Annotated in this window: 18 protein-coding genes; 3 read left to right on the forward strand and 15 right to left on the reverse strand. The window is 71.7% G+C overall.

Annotated features, from left to right (window positions below; translation table 11 throughout):
• The first annotated feature begins 14 nt into the window (after nt 1-14).
• A complete protein-coding gene (locus tag ACFWZ5_RS10620; protein ID WP_384795503.1) occupies nt 15-1,523 on the forward strand; it encodes a protein kinase in 1,509 nt (502 codons plus the stop codon).
• A gap of 37 nt (nt 1,524-1,560) precedes the next feature.
• Here ACFWZ5_RS10620 and ACFWZ5_RS10625 read toward each other — a convergent pair whose 3' ends face one another.
• A complete protein-coding gene (locus ACFWZ5_RS10625; protein WP_384795505.1) occupies nt 1,561-2,130 on the reverse strand; it encodes a dienelactone hydrolase family protein in 570 nt (189 codons plus the stop codon).
• 49 nt (nt 2,131-2,179) lie between these two features.
• On the opposite strand from ACFWZ5_RS10625, the gene ACFWZ5_RS10630 reads away from it, so the two are divergent.
• Nucleotides 2,180-3,274 carry a mechanosensitive ion channel family protein gene (locus tag ACFWZ5_RS10630; protein WP_384795507.1) on the forward strand — a complete coding sequence of 365 codons (1,095 nt, stop codon included), beginning with the start codon at nt 2,180-2,182 and terminating at the stop codon, nt 3,272-3,274.
• Nucleotides 3,275-3,310: 36 nt separating this feature from the next.
• Here ACFWZ5_RS10630 and ACFWZ5_RS10635 read toward each other — a convergent pair whose 3' ends face one another.
• From ACFWZ5_RS10635 to ACFWZ5_RS10655, 5 genes are all read right to left on the reverse strand, one after another.
• Complete coding sequence (locus ACFWZ5_RS10635) at nt 3,311-4,897, reverse strand: Na+/H+ antiporter (protein ID WP_384795510.1); 1,587 nt, start codon at nt 4,895-4,897, stop codon at nt 3,311-3,313.
• A gap of 140 nt (nt 4,898-5,037) precedes the next feature.
• The gene (locus tag ACFWZ5_RS10640; protein ID WP_384795512.1) at nt 5,038-5,520 is read right to left on the reverse strand and encodes a GNAT family N-acetyltransferase; all 483 of its coding nucleotides are present in this window, start codon (nt 5,518-5,520) and stop codon (nt 5,038-5,040) included.
• Nucleotides 5,517-6,458 carry an RluA family pseudouridine synthase gene (locus ACFWZ5_RS10645; RefSeq protein ID WP_384795513.1) on the reverse strand — a complete coding sequence of 314 codons (942 nt, stop codon included), beginning with the start codon at nt 6,456-6,458 and terminating at the stop codon, nt 5,517-5,519. Before ACFWZ5_RS10645 ends, ACFWZ5_RS10640 begins: the two co-directional genes overlap by 4 nt.
• A gap of 63 nt (nt 6,459-6,521) precedes the next feature.
• A complete protein-coding gene (gene lspA, locus ACFWZ5_RS10650; RefSeq protein WP_384795515.1) occupies nt 6,522-7,106 on the reverse strand; it encodes a signal peptidase II in 585 nt (194 codons plus the stop codon).
• Nucleotides 7,107-7,183: 77 nt separating this feature from the next.
• Nucleotides 7,184-8,506, reverse strand: coding sequence for a TraR/DksA family transcriptional regulator (locus ACFWZ5_RS10655; RefSeq protein WP_384890621.1), 1,323 nt, complete (start codon nt 8,504-8,506; stop codon nt 7,184-7,186).
• Between the two features lie 607 nt (nt 8,507-9,113).
• On the opposite strand from ACFWZ5_RS10655, the gene ileS reads away from it, so the two are divergent.
• Entirely contained in the window at nt 9,114-12,260 is a 3,147-nt protein-coding gene (gene ileS / locus ACFWZ5_RS10660; protein WP_384806264.1) for an isoleucine--tRNA ligase, read from the forward strand.
• A 212-nt stretch (nt 12,261-12,472) separates the two neighbouring features.
• Here ileS and ACFWZ5_RS10665 read toward each other — a convergent pair whose 3' ends face one another.
• The 9 genes from ACFWZ5_RS10665 to ftsW all read right to left on the reverse strand — a co-directional run bounded on the left by ACFWZ5_RS10665 (nt 12,473) and on the right by ftsW (nt 20,951).
• Entirely contained in the window at nt 12,473-13,561 is a 1,089-nt protein-coding gene (locus ACFWZ5_RS10665) for a DivIVA domain-containing protein (RefSeq protein WP_384801316.1), read from the reverse strand.
• Nucleotides 13,562-13,607: 46 nt separating this feature from the next.
• Nucleotides 13,608-13,892, reverse strand: coding sequence for a YggT family protein (locus tag ACFWZ5_RS10670; protein ID WP_030361669.1), 285 nt, complete (start codon nt 13,890-13,892; stop codon nt 13,608-13,610).
• Nucleotides 13,893-13,970: 78 nt separating this feature from the next.
• On the reverse strand, nt 13,971-14,618 hold the full coding sequence (locus ACFWZ5_RS10675) for a cell division protein SepF (RefSeq protein ID WP_384801312.1): 648 nt from the start codon (nt 14,616-14,618) through the stop codon (nt 13,971-13,973).
• 125 nt (nt 14,619-14,743) lie between these two features.
• Entirely contained in the window at nt 14,744-15,463 is a 720-nt protein-coding gene (locus tag ACFWZ5_RS10680; RefSeq protein WP_384801309.1) for a YggS family pyridoxal phosphate-dependent enzyme, read from the reverse strand.
• A 6-nt stretch (nt 15,464-15,469) separates the two neighbouring features.
• Nucleotides 15,470-16,174, reverse strand: a complete 705-nt coding sequence (gene pgeF / locus ACFWZ5_RS10685) for a peptidoglycan editing factor PgeF (protein WP_384801306.1) — start codon at nt 16,172-16,174, stop codon at nt 15,470-15,472.
• Between the two features lie 26 nt (nt 16,175-16,200).
• Nucleotides 16,201-17,427: a cell division protein FtsZ gene (gene ftsZ / locus ACFWZ5_RS10690; protein ID WP_384801303.1), complete on the reverse strand. Its 1,227-nt coding sequence runs from the start codon at nt 17,425-17,427 to the stop codon at nt 16,201-16,203.
• Nucleotides 17,428-17,703: 276 nt separating this feature from the next.
• The gene (locus ACFWZ5_RS10695) at nt 17,704-18,495 is read right to left on the reverse strand and encodes a cell division protein FtsQ/DivIB (protein ID WP_384801300.1); all 792 of its coding nucleotides are present in this window, start codon (nt 18,493-18,495) and stop codon (nt 17,704-17,706) included.
• 14 nt (nt 18,496-18,509) lie between these two features.
• Complete coding sequence (murG, locus tag ACFWZ5_RS10700) at nt 18,510-19,604, reverse strand: undecaprenyldiphospho-muramoylpentapeptide beta-N-acetylglucosaminyltransferase (protein WP_384801297.1); 1,095 nt, start codon at nt 19,602-19,604, stop codon at nt 18,510-18,512.
• A 6-nt stretch (nt 19,605-19,610) separates the two neighbouring features.
• Nucleotides 19,611-20,951, reverse strand: coding sequence for a putative lipid II flippase FtsW (gene ftsW / locus ACFWZ5_RS10705; protein ID WP_384801294.1), 1,341 nt, complete (start codon nt 20,949-20,951; stop codon nt 19,611-19,613).
• Nucleotides 20,952-21,030: the final 79 nt, after the last annotated feature.

Below are 21,030 nucleotides of genomic sequence, written 5' to 3' on the forward strand. Positions count from 1 at the left end.
CTACCCTGTCGCCCATGAGTGGCCAGGGGGATGTGATCGACGGCCGCTTCGAGCTCGTCGAACGGCTCGGCAGCGGCGGCATGGGCACGGTGTGGCGGGCCCGCGACACCGTGCTCCACCGCGAGGTGGCGCTGAAGGAGGTACGGCCTCCGGGTCCCGGTGCGACCGGCGAGTCCGCCGCCGTCCTGCGCGAGCGGGTGCTGCGCGAGGCACGGGCGCTCGCCCGCCTCAACCACCCCCATGTGGTGACGGTCCACCAGATCGTCGACACCGCCGCCGGTGCGCACCCCTGGCTGGTGATGGAGCTGCTGCCCGGCCGCACCCTCCAGGACCTCCTGGAGGAGCGGACGCTGCCGCCGCACGAGGCGGCGCGCCTGGGCCGCGAGCTGCTCTCGGCCCTGCGCGCCGCCCACGCGGCGGGCGTCCTGCACCGCGACCTCAAGCCCGCCAACGTCCTGCTGCGGGAGCCGCCCCGGCCCGGCGCGCTGCCGCCCGCGGTCCTCACGGACTTCGGCATCGCCGCGCTCCAGGGCGCCACGCAGCTCACCGCCACCGGCGAGCTGATCGGTTCCCCGGAGTACATCGCGCCCGAGCGCGTCCGCGGCACCGGCGAGGGCCCGGCGGCCGACCTGTGGTCGCTCGGCCTCGTCCTGTACGTCGCCGTGGAGGGCGTCAGTCCGCTGCGCCGCGCGTCGACCCTCGCCACGCTCGCCGCCGTGCTGGAGGACCCGGTGCCGCCGCCGGTGCGCTCCGGCCCGCTCGCGCCGGTCCTGGCGGCGCTGCTCGTCCGGGATCCGGCGCTGCGGCCGGACGCGGAGCGGCTCGACGCGATGCTGGCGGCGGTCGCCGAGGGCGGAGGGGCAGTGGCCGAGGGCGGAGAGGCAGTGGTCGAGGGCGGGCCCGCGGTGCCGCCCGACGCGGTCGCGTACCGGCCGACGGTGACCGCGGCCCGCCCGGGGCCGCCCGCCGCGCCGCCGCGTCCGGGGCCCCGGCGGCGTACGCCAGTCCTCGTCGCGGCCGTCTCCGTGGCCCTCGCCCTGGTGGCGGGCGTCGCCCTCGTGCTCGCCCTGGAGGACGGGGACGAGCCGGACGGCACGGCGGGCGGGGAGCCGACCAGGATCACGGAGTCCACCCCGCGGGACGGCGGGAGGCGTTCGCCGACGCCCTCGACCCAGCACGCCTCGAAGCCCGCCCCCGGGCGCTGGATCGCCCAGCTGCACTCCGAGCCGGACACGTCGTCCCCGGCGACGCGCGACCGCAAGCTCGCGGCCGTACGCAGGCAGGTGCCGGAGGCCCAGTACCTGCACAGCGACGACTACGCCTCGCTGCGCCCCGGCTTCTGGGTGTTCTACGCGCCGGGGCCGTTCGCGGACGGGCGGGCGGCGCTGCGGTTCTGCGCGGAGCGCGGCCGGACGTCGGGCACCGCGTGTCTGGGCCGGTACCTCAGCACGAACGGCGCCGACTTCGGCCTCCAGTGCAAGCCGCCCCTGAGCGCCCCGGCCGGACGCTGCACCAGGCCCTGAGCGAGCCCCGAACCCCGAGCCTCAACAGCTCAACGGCTCACAGCGTCTCCAGGAACCCGAGCGCCGTCCGCCACGTGGCGTCGGCCGCCTCGGCGTCGTAGTCGTCCAGGTCCGGGTCGGTGTACAGGTGCCCGGCACCGGCGTAGCGGTAGATCTCCACGTCCGCCCCGGCCCGGCCCATCTGCAGGTACCAGGCGCTCAGCCAGTCGTCGGTCTCGAACGGGTCGGGCTCGGCGACGTGCAGCTGCACCGGCAGCTCGTCCACCGACGCGTTCTCCGCGATGTCGGACGTGCCGTGCAGGAGCAGCAGCCCGCGCGCCTTGTCGTCGCCGAGGGCGAGGGTCTGCGCGACCGAGGCCCCGAACGAGAAGCCCGCGTAGACGAGGCCCCGCTCCGAGTACGGCGCCGCGGCCAGGACGGCGCGCTTGAGCAGCTCGTCCCTGCCGAGCTCGTCCCGGTGGGCCATGCCCTCCTCGACGGTCTCGAAGGTGCGGCCGTCGAAGAGGTCCGGGGTCCACACCTCGTGCCCGGCGGCGCGGAGCCGGTCGGCCGCCGCGCGCACCGCGGGCCGGAGCCCGTACGTCGAATGGAAAAGCATGATGTTCATGAGGCCATCGTGCCACCTGCGCCGGAAGGCTCCGCCTACCCTCGGAGGCATGGAGAACGTCCTGCGCCCGTTGATCGTGGTCGGCGCCTCGGTCGTGCTCACGCTGGCCGTCGGCTGGCTGGTGGACGCGGCCCTGCGCCGCGCCGACGCCCGGCAGCCCGAGCGCCCGCTGTGGGGCCTGCTGCGCCGCTGCCGGCTGCCCCTGCAAGTCGTGCTGTGCACCGCCCTGCTGCGGGGGTCGTACGAGCACGCGAAGGTCGCCGAGGACCACTCGGCGGGCATCGCCAGACTCCTCTCGCTGGTGCTCATCGGGTCGGTGGCCTGGCTGGCCGTGCGGATCGCGGCGGCCATAGTGGAGGCGTCGTACGCGCGCTACGCCGCCGCGCACCGCGACCCGGCCCGGGTCCGCCGGGTCCGGACGCAGGTCACGCTGATCCAGCGCGTGGTCACTGCCCTCATCGGCGTGGTGGCCGTCGCCGCGATGCTGCTGACGTTCCCCGCGATGCAGGCCGCGGGGACCTCGCTGCTCGCGTCGGCGGGCATCCTCGGCATCGTCGCGGGCGTGGCGGCGCAGTCCACGCTCGGGAACCTCTTCGCGGGCCTGCAGATCGCGTTCGGGGACATGGTGCGGATCGGCGACACGGTCGTCGTGGACGGCGAGTGGGGAACGGTCGAGGAGATCACGCTGACCTTCCTCGCCGTGCGCACCTGGGACGAGCGCCGGATCACCATGCCCGTCTCGTACTTCACGTCGAAGCCGTTCGAGAACTGGTCGCGCGGCGGCGCCCAGATGACCGGGACCGTCTTCTTCCAGCTCGACCACACGGCCCCGGTGGCGGCGATGCGCGAGAAGCTGCACGACATCCTGCGCGAGTGCGCCGCCTGGGACGGCCGCGACTGGGGCCTCGCCGTCACGGACACGACGGTGAGCACGATCCAGGTGCGCGCGCTCGTCACCGCCAAGGACGCCGACGACATCTGGACGGTGCGGGTCACGGTCCGCGAGCAGCTGGTCGCCTGGCTGGCCGCGCACCATCCGTACGCGCTGCCGCGGGTCAACACCGCCTGGGCCGAGCTGCCGCCGGACGGCGACGACCGCCCGTCCCCGGCGGCGCCGCACGTGCCGCGCACGGGCCGGGGCTGAGGCCCGGCCGAGGCGGCGGGCGTCAGGCGTCGGGCGTCAGCGCAGGCTGCGTACGTCCAGGTGGTGCAGGACCCGGTCCACGACCTCCGGGTCGGAGCCGGGCTCGCTGCGCGCGGCGAGGACCGCGTGGCGGGCGGCCGACATCATCTCGCGCTGGATGCGCTGGACCGCCTTGAACCGGTCGACGCGCTTGGCGTACCGCTCGCGCCGCTCGTCGTCCACGATGTCCGGGCTGATCCGGGCGCCGATGTCGAAGGCGCCGCGCAACAGGCGCTCGGAGATCTCCTCGGGCAGCTCCTCGACCTCCTCGATCTCCTTGAGGCGGGCCTTGGCGGCCTTGGCGGCGCGCAGGGCGAGGTCGCGCTCAAGGGCCCGCTCGGCATCGGTGTCCGCGCGCACGCCGAGCCGCTTCACCAGCCACGGCAGCGTGAGGCCCTGCGCGACGAGCGTCGCCATGATCACGCAGAAGGCGATGAAGACGATCTCGTCGCGGGCCGGGAACGGAGCTCCGTCGTCCGTCTTCAGCGGGATGGCGAGGGCGAGCGCCACCGACGCCACGCCGCGCATCCCCGACCACCACATGACGACCGTCTCGCGCCACGACACCGGGATCTCCTCGTCGTAATCGCGCCGCTTGTGCAGCCGCTTGGCGAGCCAGGTCGCGGGCAGCAGCCACAGCAGGCGGACGCCGACGACGACCGCGACGACCACCGCGCCCCAGCCGAGCATCTGTCCCTCGCGCCCCTGGGACGTGCCGAAGACGTTGTGCAGTTCGAGCCCGATCAGGCCGAAGGCGACGCCGGTGACGAGGGTGTCGACGATCTGCCAGAAGGTCTGGCCGGTGATCCGGCCGAGCACGTCGTCGGCGTCGACGGCGCGCTCGGCGAGGTAGAGGGCGGTGGTCAGGACGGCGAGGACGCCGGAGCCCTTCAGCTCCTCGGCGAGTACGTAGGCGACGAACGGCACGAGCAGCGTCAGGCCCGTCTGCAGCGTCGCGTCGGCGAGCAGACCCATGAGCTTGTTGCTGAGCCAGCCGAGCGCGAGCCCCACGGCGACGGCGACGACCGCGGACAGGACGAGCTGGCCGACGGCCGAGGGCCAGGAGAAGGTGCCGCTGACGGCGGCGGCGATCGCCACGTGGTAGAGCACGATCGCGGTGACGTCGTTGAAGAGCCCCTCGCCCTCCAGGATCGACACCAGGCGGCGCGGCAGGCCGAGGGAGCCCGCGACGGCGGTGGCGGCGACCGGGTCGGGCGGCGCGACGAGGGCGCCGAGCGCGAGCGCGGCGGCGAGCGGAAGCCCCGGCACGATCGCGTGGGCGACGGCCGCGACCGCCGTCGTCGTGACGAAGACGAGCGCGACGGCGAGCAGCAGGATGGGCCGGATGTTGGCCGTGAACTGCCGCCAGGACGTGCGCTGCACGGCGGCGTACAGGAGCGGCGGCAGGACCAGCGGCAGGATGAATTCCGGCGGGATGTCGACGTTCGGCACGAAGTGCAGGAAGGCGAGGACGATGCCCACGAGCGTCATGAGCACCGGCGCGGGGAGCCCGAGCCGGTCCCCCAGCGGCACGGTCACCAGGGCGCCCAGCAACAGCACGAGCAGCAGCGCCAGTTGATCCATGGGGCGCCCTCCGGGGGTACGAGGCCTGACCGGTCAAGACCTCAACCTTGCCACGGAATGCGGTAAATGCCGCAAAAGCGACATCGATGGCGCTCCGCGCGGACAGCGCTCCCCGTGGAGGGCGCTACCCGCCGGGGGCGCTACCCGTGCAGCGGCTTCCTCATCGCCCGGTGCGGAATCCCGGCGTCCGGAAACTCGGGCCCGTACGCCACGTATCCGAGGCGCTCGTAGAACCCGAGGGCCTGCGTCTGCGCGTGCAGGTCGACAGCGGCGAGCCCCCGCTCCCGGGCGGCGTCCTCGATGGCCCGCACCAGCGCGGCGCCCGCCCCGAGCCCGCGCGCGGACCGCAGGACGGCGAGGCGCCCCAAGGCACCCACGCCCGCGTCCCCGCCGTTCTTGACGGCCGCCGCCTCGCCCGTGAGCAGCCGCCCGGTCCCCACCGGCGCCCCGTCGGAGGCGCGGACCGCGAGCACGTGCACGGCCCCCTCGTCGTACTCGTCGTACTCCAGGTCCTCCGGGACCCCCTGCTCGGCGACGAAGACCTCCTTGCGGACGGCGAAGCACGCGTCCAGGTCCGCCCGGCCCTCCGCGACCCGGCAGCTCACGCCGCCCGCGGCGGTCATGCGCTCTCCGCCCTGACCCGGTCGAGCGCCAGCTGGAGGTCGTCGGGGTAGGCGCTCTCGAACTCCACCCACTGGCCGTCCCCGGGGTGCTCGAAGCCCAGCCGCACCGCGTGCAGCCACTGGCGGGTGAGGCCGAGGCGCTTGGCGAGCGTCGGGTCCGCGCCGTACGTCATGTCGCCCACGCACGGGTGCCGGTGGGCCGCCATGTGGACGCGGATCTGGTGGGTGCGGCCCGTCTCCAGCTTGATGTCGAGCAGCGACGCCGCGCGGAAGGCCTCCACCAGGTCGTAGTGCGTGACCGACGGCTTGCCCTCGGCGGTGACCGCCCACTTGTAGTCGTGGTTCGGGTGGCGGCCGATGGGGGCGTCGATGGTGCCGCTCATGGGGTCGGGGTGGCCCTGGACCAGCGCGTTGTACCGCTTGTCGACCGTGCGCTCCTTGAACTGGCGCTTCAGCGACGTGTACGCCCGCTCGGACTTGGCGACGACCATCAGGCCGGACGTGCCGACGTCCAGGCGGTGCACGATGCCCTGGCGCTCGGCGGCGCCCGACGTCGAGATGCGGTACCCGGCGGCCGCGAGGCCGCCGATCACGGTCGTGCCCGTCCAGCCCGGGCTCGGGTGCGCGGCCACGCCGACGGGCTTGACGATCACGACGATGTCGTCGTCGTCATGCACGATCTCCATGCCCTCGACGGGCTCGGCGACGATCTGCACCGGCGCGGGGGCCTGCGGCATCTCCACTTCCAGCCAGGCCCCGCCGTGCACGCGCTCGGACTTGCCGGCCACCGTGCCGTCGACCAGCACCTTGCCGGCGGCCGCGAGCTCGGCCGCCTTCGTGCGGGAGAACCCGAACATGCGCGAGATGGCGGCGTCGACGCGCTCGCCCTCAAGGCCGTCGGGCACGGGCAGGGTACGGATCTCGGGAATCGTGCTCACCCCACGAGTATGCAGGAGGGGTACGACACTCCGGCACCAAAGGCCCTGCCGGGCGCCTCCGCCTCAGTCCTTGTGGACGGTCCCGTCCGGGTCGAGCCCCCGGAACGAGAGCAGCACGATCAGGATTCCGCCGCACACGATCGCGGAGTCCGCGAGGTTGAAGACCGCGAACCCCTTCGGCGCGATGAAGTCGACCACGGCGCCCTTGAAGACGCCGGGCGAGCGGAAGAGCCGGTCGGTGAGGTTGCCGAGCGCGCCGCCGAGCAGCAGGCCGAGCGCGATCGCCCAGGGCAGGCTGTAGAGCTTGCGCGCGAGCCGGGCGATCACCACGATCACGCCCGTGGCGATCACCGTGAAGATGATGGTGTAGGCCTCACCCATCCCGAAGGCGGCGCCCCGGTTCCGGATCGCGTTGAAGCGCAGCAGGTCACCGACCACGTCGATCGGCTCGTGGTGCTCCAGCTTGGCGACCACGACCATCTTGCTGACGAGGTCCAGGGCGTACGCCAGCAGGGCCACCCCGAACAGCACGGCGATCTTGCGCCTGCCCCGGGGCTTCCGCTCGCCGTCGGGCTCCTGCCCGCCGTCGGCGTTGTGCTCTGCCTCAGGGATTTCCGGCGTACCGATGATGCGCTCCGCCTCTGCCACGTGAGTCCCTCAACCTAGGTACCTGACTGGGACGAGGGTACGGCACACACGTACGGACCAAGGCGTCCAGGCGGCCCTCAGGAGCGCCGTTCCTGCTTCTGCTTGCACTCCACACACAGGGTCGCGCGCGGGAAGGCCTGCATGCGTGCTTTGCCGATGGGCTGTCCGCAGTTCTCGCAGAGCCCGTACGTCCCCGCGTCGAGCCGCTCCAGGGCGCGCTCGGTCTGCTCCAGCATCTCCCGGGCGTTCGCGGCGAGCGCCATCTCGTGCTCCCGGGTGATGTTCTTCGTGCCGGTGTCGGCCTGGTCGTCGCCCGCGCCGTCCCCGGAGTCCCGCATCAGACCGGCGAGCGAGTCCTCGGACGCCTGGATCTCGCTGCGCAGCCGCAGCACCTCGGACATCAGCTCGGTCCGCGCCTCGGCGACCTCCGCCGGGGTCCACGGATCCTCGCCGGGGCGCACCGCCAGTTCGCCGGGCACCACGGCGGCGGCCCGTGCCTTGGGCACCGCCCCCGGCTGCTTCGCCGCCGTCGCCGTGCCCGGAGTCTTCTTCGCAACCACTGTCGTGGCTCCCGTCGTCTCCGCGGCCAAAGCCGCATCCTCGGCCGCGGACGCGGCCGCCTTCTTGGCCGTACGCTTCCTGGCCCCTGGGCCCTTCGCGGCGGCCCTCCCGGCCGCGGGCCCGGTGGCCGCCTCCGTCCCGGCCTCCCCGCCCTCGTCGGCGGGCGCCTTCGCGGCGGGTGCCTTCTTCGCCACCGTCTTCTTGGCCGCCGTCTTCTCCGTCGCCGCAGTCGCTGTCTTCTTGGCCGCCGCCTTCTTGACCGCCGCCTTCGTGGTGGCGGTCTTCTCCGCCGCCTTCTTGGTGGCGGTCTTCGCGGCAGCCCCCTTCCCGGCTGCCGCCTCCTTGGAGGACGCCTTTTGGGCGGCGGTACCTCCCGTGGCGCGGCCCGCATCGGTGTCCCCGGCCGCCGCCTTCTTGGCCACGGCTCCCTTGGCGGCGGTCTTGGCGACGGTCTTGGCAGCGCTCTTCTTGGTGGCGGCCTTCCCAGCGGTGGCCGTCCCGGTGGCGCTCTTCTTGGCGGTGGGCTCCGCAGCGGTGGTCTTCTTGGCCGCCGCCTTCTTGGCGGTGCTCTTGGCGGTGCTCTTCGTAGCCGCGGGTTTCGCAGCCGTGGCCTTCTTGGCTGCCGTCTTGGCCGCCGACCCCTTCGTCGTGGTCTTCTTCGGTCCCGAGGGCGCGGCCGCGGCGGCCTTGCCGGCCCGCACGGTCTTCACCGCGCGGGTGCCCTTGCCGCCCGTTTCCCCGGCCGCCCCGCCGGCCTCCGCGCCGCCCTTTCCCTTGGCCGCCGAACCTGTGGATCTGCTGGACGCCGACTGCTGTACGGCGGTCTTCTTCGCCACCATGCCCGCGGCCCCTTCACATATTGTGATCTTGCTCGCGAATCGTGCTGGGACGATAAATCGACTCCAGGCCCGCGGCAACGGGGCACGCCGCCCGATCCGCCCGCCCCGCGGGTGCCGCACGGCGAGCCTGCATGCGTTGTGCCCAGCTCTTCGCCGGGTAATCCGACGGCCGGGGCGCACCGGGACGCGTCGGCGTGCGTCTCGCCATTCGGGTCAGTACGGCCCCCGCGCCCGCACCGCCCCGGGCCCGCCCTGGGGCCGCCGGAAAACCGGTCGGCGCCCCCACCCCGGGCGCCGTACACTGGGCGGAGCGAAAAGCGTGGATGGGGACGAGTAGCGACGTACGCAGCCATGAGCGACCCGGGGACGGTGAGAGCCCGGGGGCGAGCGCGACGCGAAGATCACCCCGGAGCCGCCGGAAGAAAGCCGCAGCCCAGAGCCGAGCCAGGCCGGGGCGGGCGAGTAGACCCGGCATCGCGACCCCAATGAGGGGGCCTTCCCGGCACGAGCGCCACCGGAGGGCCAAGGAGGGTGGTACCGCGGGAGCGCCGGACGACGGCTCTCGTCCCTCCGACGGATCGGAAAGCTGTCCGCCGGAGGAAGCTCGTTGAATACGCAGCCGCAGTACCGCCAGGTACCCGCCCAGGTCGATCTGCCCGCCCTCGAGCACGCCGTGCTCGACTTCTGGGAAGAGCAGAAGATCTTCGCCAAGAGCCTCGAGCAGTCCGAGGGCCGCCCCGAGTGGGTCTTCTACGAGGGCCCGCCCACCGCCAACGGCATGCCGGGCGCCCACCACATCGAGGCCCGCGTCTTCAAGGACGTCTTCCCGCGCTTCCGCACCATGCGCGGCTACCACGTGGCCCGCAAGGCCGGCTGGGACTGCCACGGCCTGCCCGTCGAGCTCGCGGTGGAGAAGGAGCTCGGCTTCAGCGGCAAGAAGGACATCGAGTCGTACGGCATCGCCGCGTTCAACGCCAAGTGCCGCGAGTCGGTGACCCGGCACACGGACGCCTTCGCCGAGCTGACGACCCGCATGGGCTACTGGGTCGACCTGGACGACGCGTACCGCACGATGAACCCGGAGTACGTCGACTCCGTCTGGTGGTCCCTGAAGGAGATCTTCAAGAAGGACCTCCTCGTCCAGGACCACCGCGTCGCCCCCTGGTGCCCCCGCTGCGGCACCGGCCTGTCCGACCACGAGCTGGCCCAGGGCTACGAGACGGTCGTCGACCCGTCCGTCTACGTCCGCTTCCCGCTCACCGGCGGCCCCCTCGCGGGCGAGGCCGCCCTCCTGGTGTGGACGACCACTCCGTGGACCCTGGTGTCCAACACGGCGGTGGCCGCGCACCCGGACGTCACCTACGTGGTGGCCACCGACGGCAAGGAGAAGCTGGTCGTCGCCGAGCCCCTGGTGGAGAAGGCCCTCGGCGAGGGCTGGGAGACCACGGGCCAGAAGTTCACCGGCACCGAGATGGAGCGCTGGACGTACCAGCGCCCCTTCGAGCTGGTGGAGTTCCCCGCCGAGGCGCACTACGTGGTCAACGCCGAGTACGTGACCACGGAGGACGGCACGGGTCTGGTCCACCAGTCCCCCGCCTTCGGCGAGGACGACCTCAAGGTCTGCCGTTCGTACGGCCTGCCGGTGGTGAACCCGGTCCGCCCGGACGGCACCTTCGAGGAGGACGTCCCCCTCGTGGGCGGTGTCTTCTTCAAGAAGGCGGACGAGAGCCTCACCAAGGACCTGGCCGACCGCGGCCTGCTCTTCAAGCACATCGCGTACGAGCACAGCTATCCGCACTGCTGGCGCTGCCACACCGCGCTCCTCTACTACGCGCAGCCGTCCTGGTACATCCGCACCACGGCCGTCAAGGACCGCCTCGTCCAGGAGAACGAGAAGACCAACTGGTTCCCCGACTCGGTCAAGCACGGCCGCTTCGGCGACTGGCTGACCAACAACGTCGACTGGGCGCTCTCCCGCAACCGCTACTGGGGCACCCCGCTGCCCATCTGGCGCTGCGAGGAGGGCCACCTCACCTGCGTCGGCTCCCGCGCCGAGCTCACCGAGCTCACCGGCACCGACCAGTCGGGCCTCGACCCGCACCGCCCGTTCATCGACGAGGTCACCTTCGGCTGCACCCACGACGGCTGCTCGCTCACGGCCACGCGCGTGCCCGAGGTCATCGACGCCTGGTACGACTCGGGCTCGATGCCGTTCGCGCAGTGGGGCTACCCGTACAAGAACAAGGAGCTCTTCGAGAGCCGCTACCCGGCGCAGTTCATCTCGGAGGCCATCGACCAGACCCGCGGCTGGTTCTACACGCTGATGGCCGTCGGCACCCTGGTCTTCGACAAGTCGAGTTACGAGAACGTCGTCTGCCTCGGCCACATCCTCGCCGAGGACGGCCGCAAGATGTCCAAGCACCTGGGCAACATCCTGCAGCCGATCCCGCTGATGGACCAGCACGGCGCCGACGCGGTCCGCTGGTTCATGGCGGCCGGCGGCTCCCCGTGGGCGGCCCGCCGCGTCGGCCACGGCACGATCCAGGAGGTCGTCCGCAAGACCCTCCTGACGTACTGGAACACGGTCGCCTTCCAGGCGCTCTACGCCCGTACGTCGAAGTGGGCCCCCTCGGACACCGACCCGGCGCCCGCCGACCGCCCGCTCCTCGACCGCTGGCTGCTCAGCGAGCTGCACGCGCTCACCGACCAGGTGACGCAGGCCCTGGACGCCTACGACACCCAGCGCGCGGGCAAGCTCCTGTCCGCCTTCGTCGACAACCTCTCCAACTGGTACGTACGCCGCTCGCGCCGCCGCTTCTGGCAGGGCGACGCGGCCGCGCTTCGCACCCTGCACGAGGTCGTCGAGACGGTCACGCGCCTGATGGCCCCGCTGACGCCGTTCATCACGGAGCGCGTCTGGCAGGACCTCGTCGTCCCCGTCACCCCGGACGCCCCGGAGTCGGTGCACCTCGCCACCTGGCCCGAGGCCGATCTGACGGCGGTCGACCCCGACCTGTCGAAGCAGATGACCCTGGTCCGCCGCCTCGTCGAACTGGGCCGTGCCTCGCGCGCCGAGTCGGGCGTCAAGACCCGCCAGCCGCTGTCCCGCGCCCTCGTCGCGGCGACCGGCTTCGAGTCGCTGAGCCCCGAACTGCGCACGCAGATCACGGAAGAGCTGAACGTCTCGACCCTGGCCTCGCTCTCCGAAGTCGGCGGCTCCCTGGTCGACACCACGGCCAAGGCCAACTTCCGTGCCCTGGGCAAGCGCTTCGGCAAGGGCGTCCAGGCGGTGGCCAAGGCCGTCGCCGAGGCCGACGCGGCCGCGCTGTCCCTCGCCCTGCGCGAGGGCACGGCGTCGGTGGAGGTCGACGGCGAGACCGTGACGCTCGCCCCGGACGAGGTCATCATCACGGAGACGCCGCGCGAAGGCTGGTCGGTGGCGTCCGACTCCGGCGCCACGGTCGCCCTCGACCTGGAGCTCACGGACGAGCTGCGGCGCGCGGGCCTGGCCCGTGACGCGATCCGCCTGATCCAGGAGGCCCGCAAGAACAGCGGCCTGGACGTCGCGGACCGCATCGCCCTGCGCTGGACCTCCCCGGACGAGGCCGTCACCACGGCCCTGACCGACCACGCCGCGCTCATCGCGGACGAGGTCCTCGCCACGGACTTCGCCCCGGGCGGGGCGGACGACACCTACGGCGAGCCGTTCACGGACGACTCCCTGAACCTCACGTTCCGCCTCCGCAAGGCCTAACAGCACCACCGAAGGCCCGGTCCCCCAAGCCACTTGGGGAACCGGGCCTTCAGCGTTACCCGCTGTGGGCAGCTGGTCCGCCCAGAGGGCGGAACGGGTGGGCACAGCCCACAACGGCGGGGCCACCCTCAACGCAAAAGGGCGGAGCCCCCGGATACTCCGGGGGCTCCGCCCTGAACGCGCTGCCGACGCCTACGGCGTACTACCGCCCGTCAGTTGTCGTCCTCATCGATGAGGAAACCCCGCATCGGAGACGGCGCCTGCTGCATCGGCTGCGGAGCCTGCGGCCGCACCGGCGCCATCGGCTGGGTCATCGCCGGGGACATCTGCTGCTGACCGCCGTACGACGGGCCGCCCGCGGACTGCGGGTTGCCGCCCATCGACTGGTTGCCGCCGTAGGACGGGGCACCCGCGCCGGCCGGGGCCATCGAAGGCGCCGGGGACGGCGGAAGGGAGGCGGTCGCCGGGGTCCGCGGCGGAGCCAGCGAGTCGTCGGCCTGGGTCTCCAGCTGACGCAGCTGCGACTCCAGGTAGGACTTCAGACGCGTGCGGTACTCGCGCTCGAAGCCGCGCAGGTCCTCGACCTTGCGCTCCAGCGTGGCGCGGGCGGACTCCAGGGAGCCCATCGCGACGCGGTGCTTCTCCTGCGCGTCCCGCTCCAGGGCGTCGGCCTTGGCACGGGCGTCGCGCTCCAGGCCCTCGGCGCGCGAACGGGCCTCGCCCACGATCTTGTTGGCCTCGGAACGGGCCTCCGCGATCGCCTGGTCGGCGGTCTGCTGCGCGAGCGAGAGCACACGGGCGGCGCTGTCGCCGCCGGGGCCCTGGCCGGGCTGCGGCATCTGCGGGCCGTGGCCGCCCATCGGACCGCCCATGGGGCCGCCCATCGGACCCTGACCCATCGGGCCGGGACCCTGCGGACCGCCCTGCGGTCCGTGGCCGCCGGCGCCCGGGGGCAGCTGCGGGGCGCCGCCGGGCAGCTGGGGCGGACCGCCCATCGGGTGCTGCTGCTGCGGCGGAACCGGCTGCGGACCCGATATTGCGGCGGGCACGGGCGCGCCGGGGCGCTGGTCCTGGGGAGGACCGTCGGGGCCCTTGCGCATGCCGCCCTGCTGCTGGTTCTGCGCGGCGGCGCGCGTGGCCGCGGCCAGCTTGGCGCGCAGGTCCTCGTTCTCGCGGAGCAGGCGGGTCAGTTCGGCTTCGACCTCATCGAGGAAGGCATCGACCTCGTCCTCGTCATAGCCTTCTCGGAGGCGGACGGTCGTGAACTGCTTGTTCCGCACGTCCTCGGGGGTCAACGGCATCTCTTCACCTCAACGTAGTCGTCGGCATTCGGCAAGACCGTATCGTTCACAGCCGGCTCACGACGGAGATCAGGATGTAGACGATGATCATCAGTACGAAGAAGGACAGGTCGAGCGCCACGCCCCCGAGACGCAGCGGCGGAATGAACCGCCGCAGAAGCTTGAGCGGTGGATCGGTGACAGTGTAGGTGGCCTCCAGAACGACCACCATCGCCTTGCCGGGTTGCCATGAGCGGGCGAACTGGAAGACGTAGTCCATGACCAACCGGAAGATCAGCACGATGAGGAAACACATCAGCGCGATGTAGATCACTTGCAAGACCACGCCCATGTCCGCGTTTCCCTCTCCCCTGCATCTGGTCGCATCCGCGCTGTGTCGGTCCGGTACTGCTGGTTACTGCACTGCGTCTCAGCTCTGGTTGAAGAACCCGCCCTCTGCGATACGGGCCTTGTCCTCCGCCGTGACATCGACGTTAGCAGGCGACAACAGGAACACCTTCTGCGTCACTCGCTCGATACTGCCATGCAGACCGAAGACGAGACCGGCGGCAAAGTCGACAAGTCGCTTCGCGTCCGTGTCGTCCATCTCCGTCAAGTTCATGATCACCGGGGTGCCTTCGCGGAAGTGTTCCCCGATGGTACGGGCTTCGTTGTAGGTCCGGGGGTGAAGCGTGGTGATGCGGTAGGGCTCACGCTCGGACACGACCTTGGGCATGATCACCGGTGCGTTCTTCTCCAGGCTCTGGCGTTCAGGTGTGATAGATGCCACGGGGGCGATTCGCGCCGGTCGTACCGATTCAGCGGGAAGCGAAGCGGGCCGCGGCGCGGCTTCCCGCGGCGCCGACGGCTGCACCACTCGTACCGGTTCGTCCCTTTCCAAGTCCCGGTCCGACAGATGGGACTGGTGGGACTGGTGCGGCGGTTCGTGCCGCCGGCGGTCGCGCTCGGGCTCCGGCTCGGGTTCGAAATCGTCATCGGGGTCGAATCCCCGGCCGTCGTAACCGTCGTCCTCCACGAGGCCGAGGTAGACCGCCATCTTGCGCATCGCGCCGGCCATGCTCTGAGTCCTCCGCTCTGTGGTGGATCGAGAGGTCGTCACCAACTTCCCGCGATCCACGAGGTATCCCCGCCTATCAGCGGGAATGACCATATTTTCTGCTGTGGTCCGACTTCTTGGCGACGTTACCCGAGCCCGTGGCGGACTCCGAGTACCGCCGTACCGACGCGCACATGTGTCGCCCCGGCCGTCACGGCCTCTTCGAGGTCCGCACTCATCCCTGCCGACACCATGTTCGCAGCCGGATGGGCCACGCGCAGGGCAGTCGACAAATCCATCAGCCGCTCGAACGCCGCCTGTTGCCGTCCCGCATATTCCCCGGTGAGCGGCGCGACCGTCATCAGGCCGTCGAGCCGCAGCCCCGGAGCGTCGGCCACGAGACCGGCCAACTCCTCGATTCCGCCGGGTCCCACGCCACCGCGGTCCCCGCGTCCGCTCGCCCCCGCGTCGAGGGCGACCTGGATCAGGCAGCCGACCTCCCGCTCGGCCCGGACGGCCGCGGCCGACAGGGCGGAGACGAGCTTCGGCCGGTCCACCGACTGCACCACGTCCGCGTAACCCACCACGGAACGCACCTTGTTGGTCTGCAGCTGGCCGACGAAGTGCCAGCTCAGCGGCAGATCCGCGCAGTCGGCGGCCTTCGGTGCCGCGTCCTGGTCGCGGTTCTCGGCCACATGGCGCACACCGAGTTCCGAGAGAAAGCGCACATCGCTCGCGGGGTAGGTCTTCGTGACCACGATCAGGGTCACTTCCTCCCGCTTGCGGCCCGCGGCCGCGCAGGCCGCCTCGATGCGCTCTTCGACTTTCGCCAGATTCGCGGCGAGTTCCGACTTACGGTCCGTCATGCCCCATCAGTCCAGCCAGACGTAGCCCGCGAGCCGACCGGTGGTGCGGTCGCGGCGGTACGAGAAGTGGTCAGCCGACTCCAGCGTGCACACCGGCGAGAGCTCCCGGTCGCGCACCCCGAGCCGGTCGAGCTGGGCGTGCACCCCGGCGGTCACGTCGACCGCGGGCGTGCCCCAGCTCGTCTCGGCGTACGCCGCGGGTTCCACGGCGGCGACGTCGGCGCGCATGTCCGCGGGTACTTCATAGCAACGGCCGCAGACGGCGGGGCCGGTGCGGGCCACGATCCGCTCGGTCCTGGCGCCGAGTCCCACCATGGCCTCGACGGCCGCGGGGACGACTCCGGCGACCATGCCGGGACGGCCCGCGTGGGCCGCGGCGGCGACGCCCGCCACCGGATCGGCGAGGAGCACCGGAGTGCAGTCGGCGGTGAGAACGGCGAGGGCGAGGCCGCGCCGAGCGGTGACCACCGCGTCGACCTGGGGAATCTCGTCCCCCCACGGCCCGTCGACCACGGCGACGTCCGAGCCGTGCACCTGGTTCATCCAGACCACGCGCGCGGCGTCGATGCCGAGGGCCTTGGCCGCCAACGCGCGGTTCTCGCGTACGGCGTCGGGGTCGTCGCCGACCGCCCCGCCGAGGTTGAGCTCTTCGTACGGAACGGCGCTCACCCCGCCCCACCGGTCGGTGAAGGCGAAGTGCGCGCCGCTCACTGTGCTCGTTCCGGAGCCCTTGGTTATCACTTCAGGAAGTCCGGCACGTCCAGCTCCTCGGCCTGGCTGTCCTGGTGCAGTCGGGTCGAGGGCACCTGGGGCGGTGCCACCGGGGTCGCGGGGGCCTCGTTCACCGGGGCGGGCTCGGCCGGCTCCGGGGTCGGGGGCTCCTCGCGCGGGGTGACGCTGCCGAGGCCACCGAAGGCCGGGCCCGGGCGGGACGATTCAGCGGGACGGCCGCTCGCCTGCGGTTCCTCGCGCTTGGCGGACGCCGAGCCGAGGACGTTGTCCCGCTTGGACGGGGGCTGGCCGCCGTCGAAGCCGGCCGCGATGACCGTGACCCGGACCTCGTCGCCGAGCGCGTCGTCGATGACCGCGCCGAAGATGATGTTGGCCTCGGGGTGGGCGGCCTCGCTGACCAGCTGGGCGGCCTCGTTGATCTCGAACAGGCCGAGGTCGGAGCCGCCGGAGATGGAGAGCAGGACGCCGCGGGCGCCGTCGATGGACGCCTCGAGGAGCGGCGAGGAGATCGCCATCTCGGCGGCGGCCACCGCGCGGTCGTCGCCGCGGGCCGAACCGATGCCCATGAGCGCCGAACCGGCCTCCGACATGACCGACTTGACGTCGGCGAAGTCGAGGTTGATCAGGCCGGGCGTGGTGATGAGGTCCGTGATGCCCTGGACGCCGGAGAGCAGCACCTGGTCGGCCGACTTGAAGGCGTCGAGCACGCTGACCTGGCGGTCCGAGATGGACAGGAGCCGGTCGTTCGGGATGACGATGAGGGTGTCGACCTCTTCGCGGAGCTCGGCGATGCCGTCCTCCGCCTGGTTCGCGCGGCGGCGGCCCTCGAAGGTGAACGGCCGGGTGACCACACCGATCGTCAGGGCGCCGAGCGAGCGGGCGATGTTGGCGACCACGGGCGCGCCGCCCGTGCCGGTGCCGCCGCCCTCACCGGCCGTCACGAAGACCATGTCGGCCCCCTTGAGGACCTCCTCGATCTCCTCACGGTGGTCCTCGGCCGCCTTGCGGCCGACGGCCGGGTTGGCTCCGGCGCCGAGTCCGCGGGTGAGTTCACGGCCGACGTCGAGCTTGACGTCGGCGTCGCTCATCAACAGGGCTTGCGCGTCGGTGTTGATGGCGATGAACTCGACGCCCTTGAGACCGACCTCGATCATCCGGTTGATGGCATTGACACCACCGCCGCCGACACCGATGACTTTGATGACTGCGAGGTAGTTCTGCGGTGCTGCCACGTCGAAGGCCTCTCGCCTCGAGTTACGTGTCGTCGTCCCGCCCTTGGGCGAAACGGCGACTGATGCCGAATGGGACGGTCCGATACGCCGACCCGAACCCTAACGCTGAAGTTTAGGGTTACCAGTGTGTCTGTTCCCTGGACTCTTCCGAACAGGACACTAAGTCGACAAGTGGCGCACGTTCAACGAACACGCCGAACCTCCCGTTTTTCTTTTCACCCTATGTGATCAGGCTTAAGCATGCCCATCCAGGGTGCTGGCCTGCGCTGATGTACGTCAACTTGCCGATGACGCCGGGGCGGTGGGGACGCTCACATCGAAGTGCCGTGCCTTCGGAACGGCTTTCATCAGGGCGGTGAGCGCCTCGGCCTTTGCCCGGCCCCGTTCGCTGCTCCCCCACGCGACGTCCCGGCCGTCGGCCAACTCCAGCGAGATGGAGTCGTACGAGCGGACCTTCACGGCCCTGGTCTCGGCCGCCACCGAACCGGGCAGGTCGGCGACGACCCGGACCGCCTCCCTGCGCAGCCGGTCGGGTCCGAACCGGCGCAGGCTCGCCGCGGCGTCACCGGAGCGGTCCGCGGCCAATTCGAGCAGCGGTGCGCCCTTCGGGGCCTTGTCCACCGTGGCGAAACGCACACCCTTCGCGTCCACTTCGACGAACTTTCCGCCCTTTTCCACGAGAAGGACCGGAGTACGTTCCGTGACCTTCAGGGCGATTCCGTGGGGCCAGGAGCGGACGATGTCAACCGAGTCAATTCGGGGCAATTTCCTCCGCAGCCGCTCCTCGATGGCGCCGGAGTCGACCGAAATGAGCGGTCCGCCGAGCGGGACGTCGGCCGCTTCAAGCACCGCGTCCGGGGTGAGCTTGACGGTTCCCGACGTCGTCACCCGCTCCACCCGCAGCCACGGCGAGCCGTAGAGCACCCAGACGCCGCCCCCGCCGACGAGGGCGAGGGCGACGGCGAGGGCGATGAGGGTGCGCGGCCGGGGCAGGCGCGGGCGGCGCGAGCGCGGGCGGGGCGGGCCGGACTTGGGCCTGCGCCGTTCGGCGGTCTTCGCTCCGGCCACGCTCCCCTGCCTTCTCACGCGCTGCGGCGTGACGCAATCGCCTCGTACACCATGTTGACGAGGAGGTCGTCCGCGTCCCTGCGCCCGAACTCCGATGCGGCGCGGGACATCTCGTACAGACGGTGCGGGTCGGCGAGCACGGGCAGGACGTTGCCCTGGACCCATTCGGGCGTCAGTTCCGCGTCGTCGACGAGCAGTCCGCCGCCCGCCTTGACCACCGGCTGGGCGTTCAGCCGCTGTTCGCCGTTGCCGATGGGCAGCGGGACGTACGCGGCCGGGAGTCCGACGGCGGAGAGCTCGGCGACGGTCATCGCGCCCGCGCGGCAGAGCATCATGTCGGCCGCGGCGTACGCGAGGTCCATCCGGTCCACGTACGGTACCGGGATGTAGGGCGGCATTCCGGGCATGTTCTCGACGTACGGCAATTCGTTCTTCGGCCCGACCGCGTGCAGGATCTGGATGCCCGCGCGCTGGAGGACCGGGGCGACCTGCTGGACGACCTCGTTGAGGCGGCGGGCGCCCTGGGAGCCGCCGGAGACCAGGAGGGTCGGCAGGTTCGGGTCGAGGCCGAAGGTGTCGCGGGCCTCGGGGCGGACGCGGGCGCGGTCCAGCATGGCGATGGCGCGGCGCAGCGGGATGCCGATGTAGCGCGAGCCGCGCAGCTTGCTGTCCGGCGTGGAGACCGCGACGGCCGCGGCGTACCGGGAGCCGATCTTGTTGGCGAGGCCGGGCCGCGCGTTGGCCTCGTGCACCACGATCGGGACGCCGCGGCGCTTGGCGGCGAGGTAGGCGGGCAGCGCGACATAGCCGCCGAAGCCCACGACGCAGTCCGCCTTGGTCCGCTCCAGGACCTGCTCGGCCGCCTTGATGGTGCCGCGCAGGCGCCCGGGCACGGTGATGAGCTCGGGGGTCGGCTTGCGCGGCAGGGGTACGGCGGGGATCAGGGCGAGTTCGTAACCGCGCTCGGGTACGAGTCGGGTCTCGAGGCCGCGCTCCGTGCCGAGGGCCGTGATGCCCACGGTCGGGTCCTGCCTGCGCAGGGCGTCTGCGAGGGCAAGCGCGGGCTCGATGTGGCCGGCGGTCCCCCCACCGGCGAGTACGACATGCACCGAAATTCACCGCTCTCCGGACGAGCGCGCCTTGACGCGCCGTCGCATCGTGTTCCATCTCACCCGAGGTTGCCGCATGGCCAGGGCCGCCTTCGCCGCGGGGTCCTCCCGCGCGAAGGCGATGAGGAGTCCGACGGCGAACATGGTCGGCAGCAGGGCTGAGCCTCCGTAGGAGAACAGCGGGAGCGGGACACCGGCGATCGGCAGCAGGCCGAGCACCGCACCGACGTTGACCACGGCCTGGGCCGTGATCCAGGTGGTCACACCTCCCGCGGCGTACCTCACGAAGGGGTCCTCCGTGCGTCCGGCCACGCGGATACCCGCATAGCCTAGAGCCGCGAACAGGGCGAGCACCGACAGTGTCCCCGCGAGACCGAGTTCCTCCCCGGTGATCGCGAAGATGAAGTCGGTGTGCGGTTCGGGTAGTTGACCCCATTTTTCCACACTCGCGCCCAGACCGGAACCGAAGAATCCGCCGGAGGCGAGCGCATAGATCCCGTGCACGGCCTGCCAGCACTGGTCGCCGGGCCCCGGGTCGGTCGCGCCGATGCAGCCGAGCCGGGCCATGCGGTTGGGGCTCGTCTTGATGAGGATCACACCGAGGACGCCCGCGATGCTCAGCACCCCCGCGAACAGGCGCGTCGGCGCGCCCGCGAGCCACAGGAGCCCGAAGAGGATCGCGGTGAGGATGATCGCGGTGCCCATGTCGCCGCCCAGCATGATCAGGCCGAGCAGCATGAACGTGACCGGGACGAGCGGCACCAGCATGTGCTTCCACTGCGTCAGGAGCCGCTTGTCGTGCTTGCGCGCGAGCAGGTCGGCGCCCCAGAGCACCAGGGCGAGCTTGCCGAACTCGCTGGGCTGGAGCTGGAAGGGACCCCCCAAATAGATCCAGTTCTGATTGCCGTTGACGCTGCGCCCTATCCCGGGGATCTGCACGAGGACCATCAGGAACACGGACGCCGCGAGGATCGGGTAGGACAGGGCCCGGTGCAGCTTGACCGGGATGCGCATGGCGATCAGGAGCAGCGCGGTGCCGAGCACGGCGGCGACGAACTGCTTGCGGAAGAAGTACGAGGCGGGCAGGTTCAGCTGCAGCGCCTGGATCATCGACGCCGAGTAGACCATGACGAGGCCGAGCGCGGTGATCAGCAGGCTGCTGCCCAGGATCAGGTAGTACGCGGTCAGCGGCCGGTCCCAGGCGCGGCGGGCCCTGACGTACAGGCGCCGCGCCGCGCTCTCCCGCACCCCCGGGGTGCGGCGGGGACCGGTGGTCTTCTTCGGCGTACGGGGCGTACGGGGTGTACGCGGAGTCCGGGGCGCCCGCACGGGAGCGCGCCCGGCCATCAGGAGCGCCCCAGTCCGGCGCGCGGCATCTCCTCGGTCCCCCGCCACGACGACGCTGTCACGTGCCCTCCTCCACGGT

Source organism: Streptomyces sp. NPDC059003 (assembly GCF_042740445.1).
GTDB lineage: Bacteria > Actinomycetota > Actinomycetes > Streptomycetales > Streptomycetaceae > Streptomyces.

Coding starts and splice junctions, on each gene's coding strand:
- ACFWZ5_RS10620 (WP_384795503.1), top strand. CDS start 15: ATGAGTGGCCAGGGGGATGTGATCGACGGCCGCTTCGAGCTCGTCGAA.
- ACFWZ5_RS10625 (WP_384795505.1), bottom strand. CDS start 2,130: ATGAACATCATGCTTTTCCATTCGACGTACGGGCTCCGGCCCGCGGTG.
- ACFWZ5_RS10630 (WP_384795507.1), top strand. CDS start 2,180: ATGGAGAACGTCCTGCGCCCGTTGATCGTGGTCGGCGCCTCGGTCGTG.
- ACFWZ5_RS10635 (WP_384795510.1), bottom strand. CDS start 4,897: ATGGATCAACTGGCGCTGCTGCTCGTGCTGTTGCTGGGCGCCCTGGTG.
- ACFWZ5_RS10640 (WP_384795512.1), bottom strand. CDS start 5,520: ATGACCGCCGCGGGCGGCGTGAGCTGCCGGGTCGCGGAGGGCCGGGCG.
- ACFWZ5_RS10655 (WP_384890621.1), bottom strand. CDS start 8,506: ATGGTGGCGAAGAAGACCGCCGTACAGCAGTCGGCGTCCAGCAGATCC.
- ACFWZ5_RS10665 (WP_384801316.1), bottom strand. CDS start 13,561: ATGCCGTTGACCCCCGAGGACGTGCGGAACAAGCAGTTCACGACCGTC.
- ACFWZ5_RS10670 (WP_030361669.1), bottom strand. CDS start 13,892: ATGGGCGTGGTCTTGCAAGTGATCTACATCGCGCTGATGTGTTTCCTC.
- ACFWZ5_RS10675 (WP_384801312.1), bottom strand. CDS start 14,618: ATGGCCGGCGCGATGCGCAAGATGGCGGTCTACCTCGGCCTCGTGGAG.
- ACFWZ5_RS10680 (WP_384801309.1), bottom strand. CDS start 15,463: ATGACGGACCGTAAGTCGGAACTCGCCGCGAATCTGGCGAAAGTCGAA.
- ftsW (WP_384801294.1), bottom strand. CDS start 20,951: ATGGCCGGGCGCGCTCCCGTGCGGGCGCCCCGGACTCCGCGTACACCC.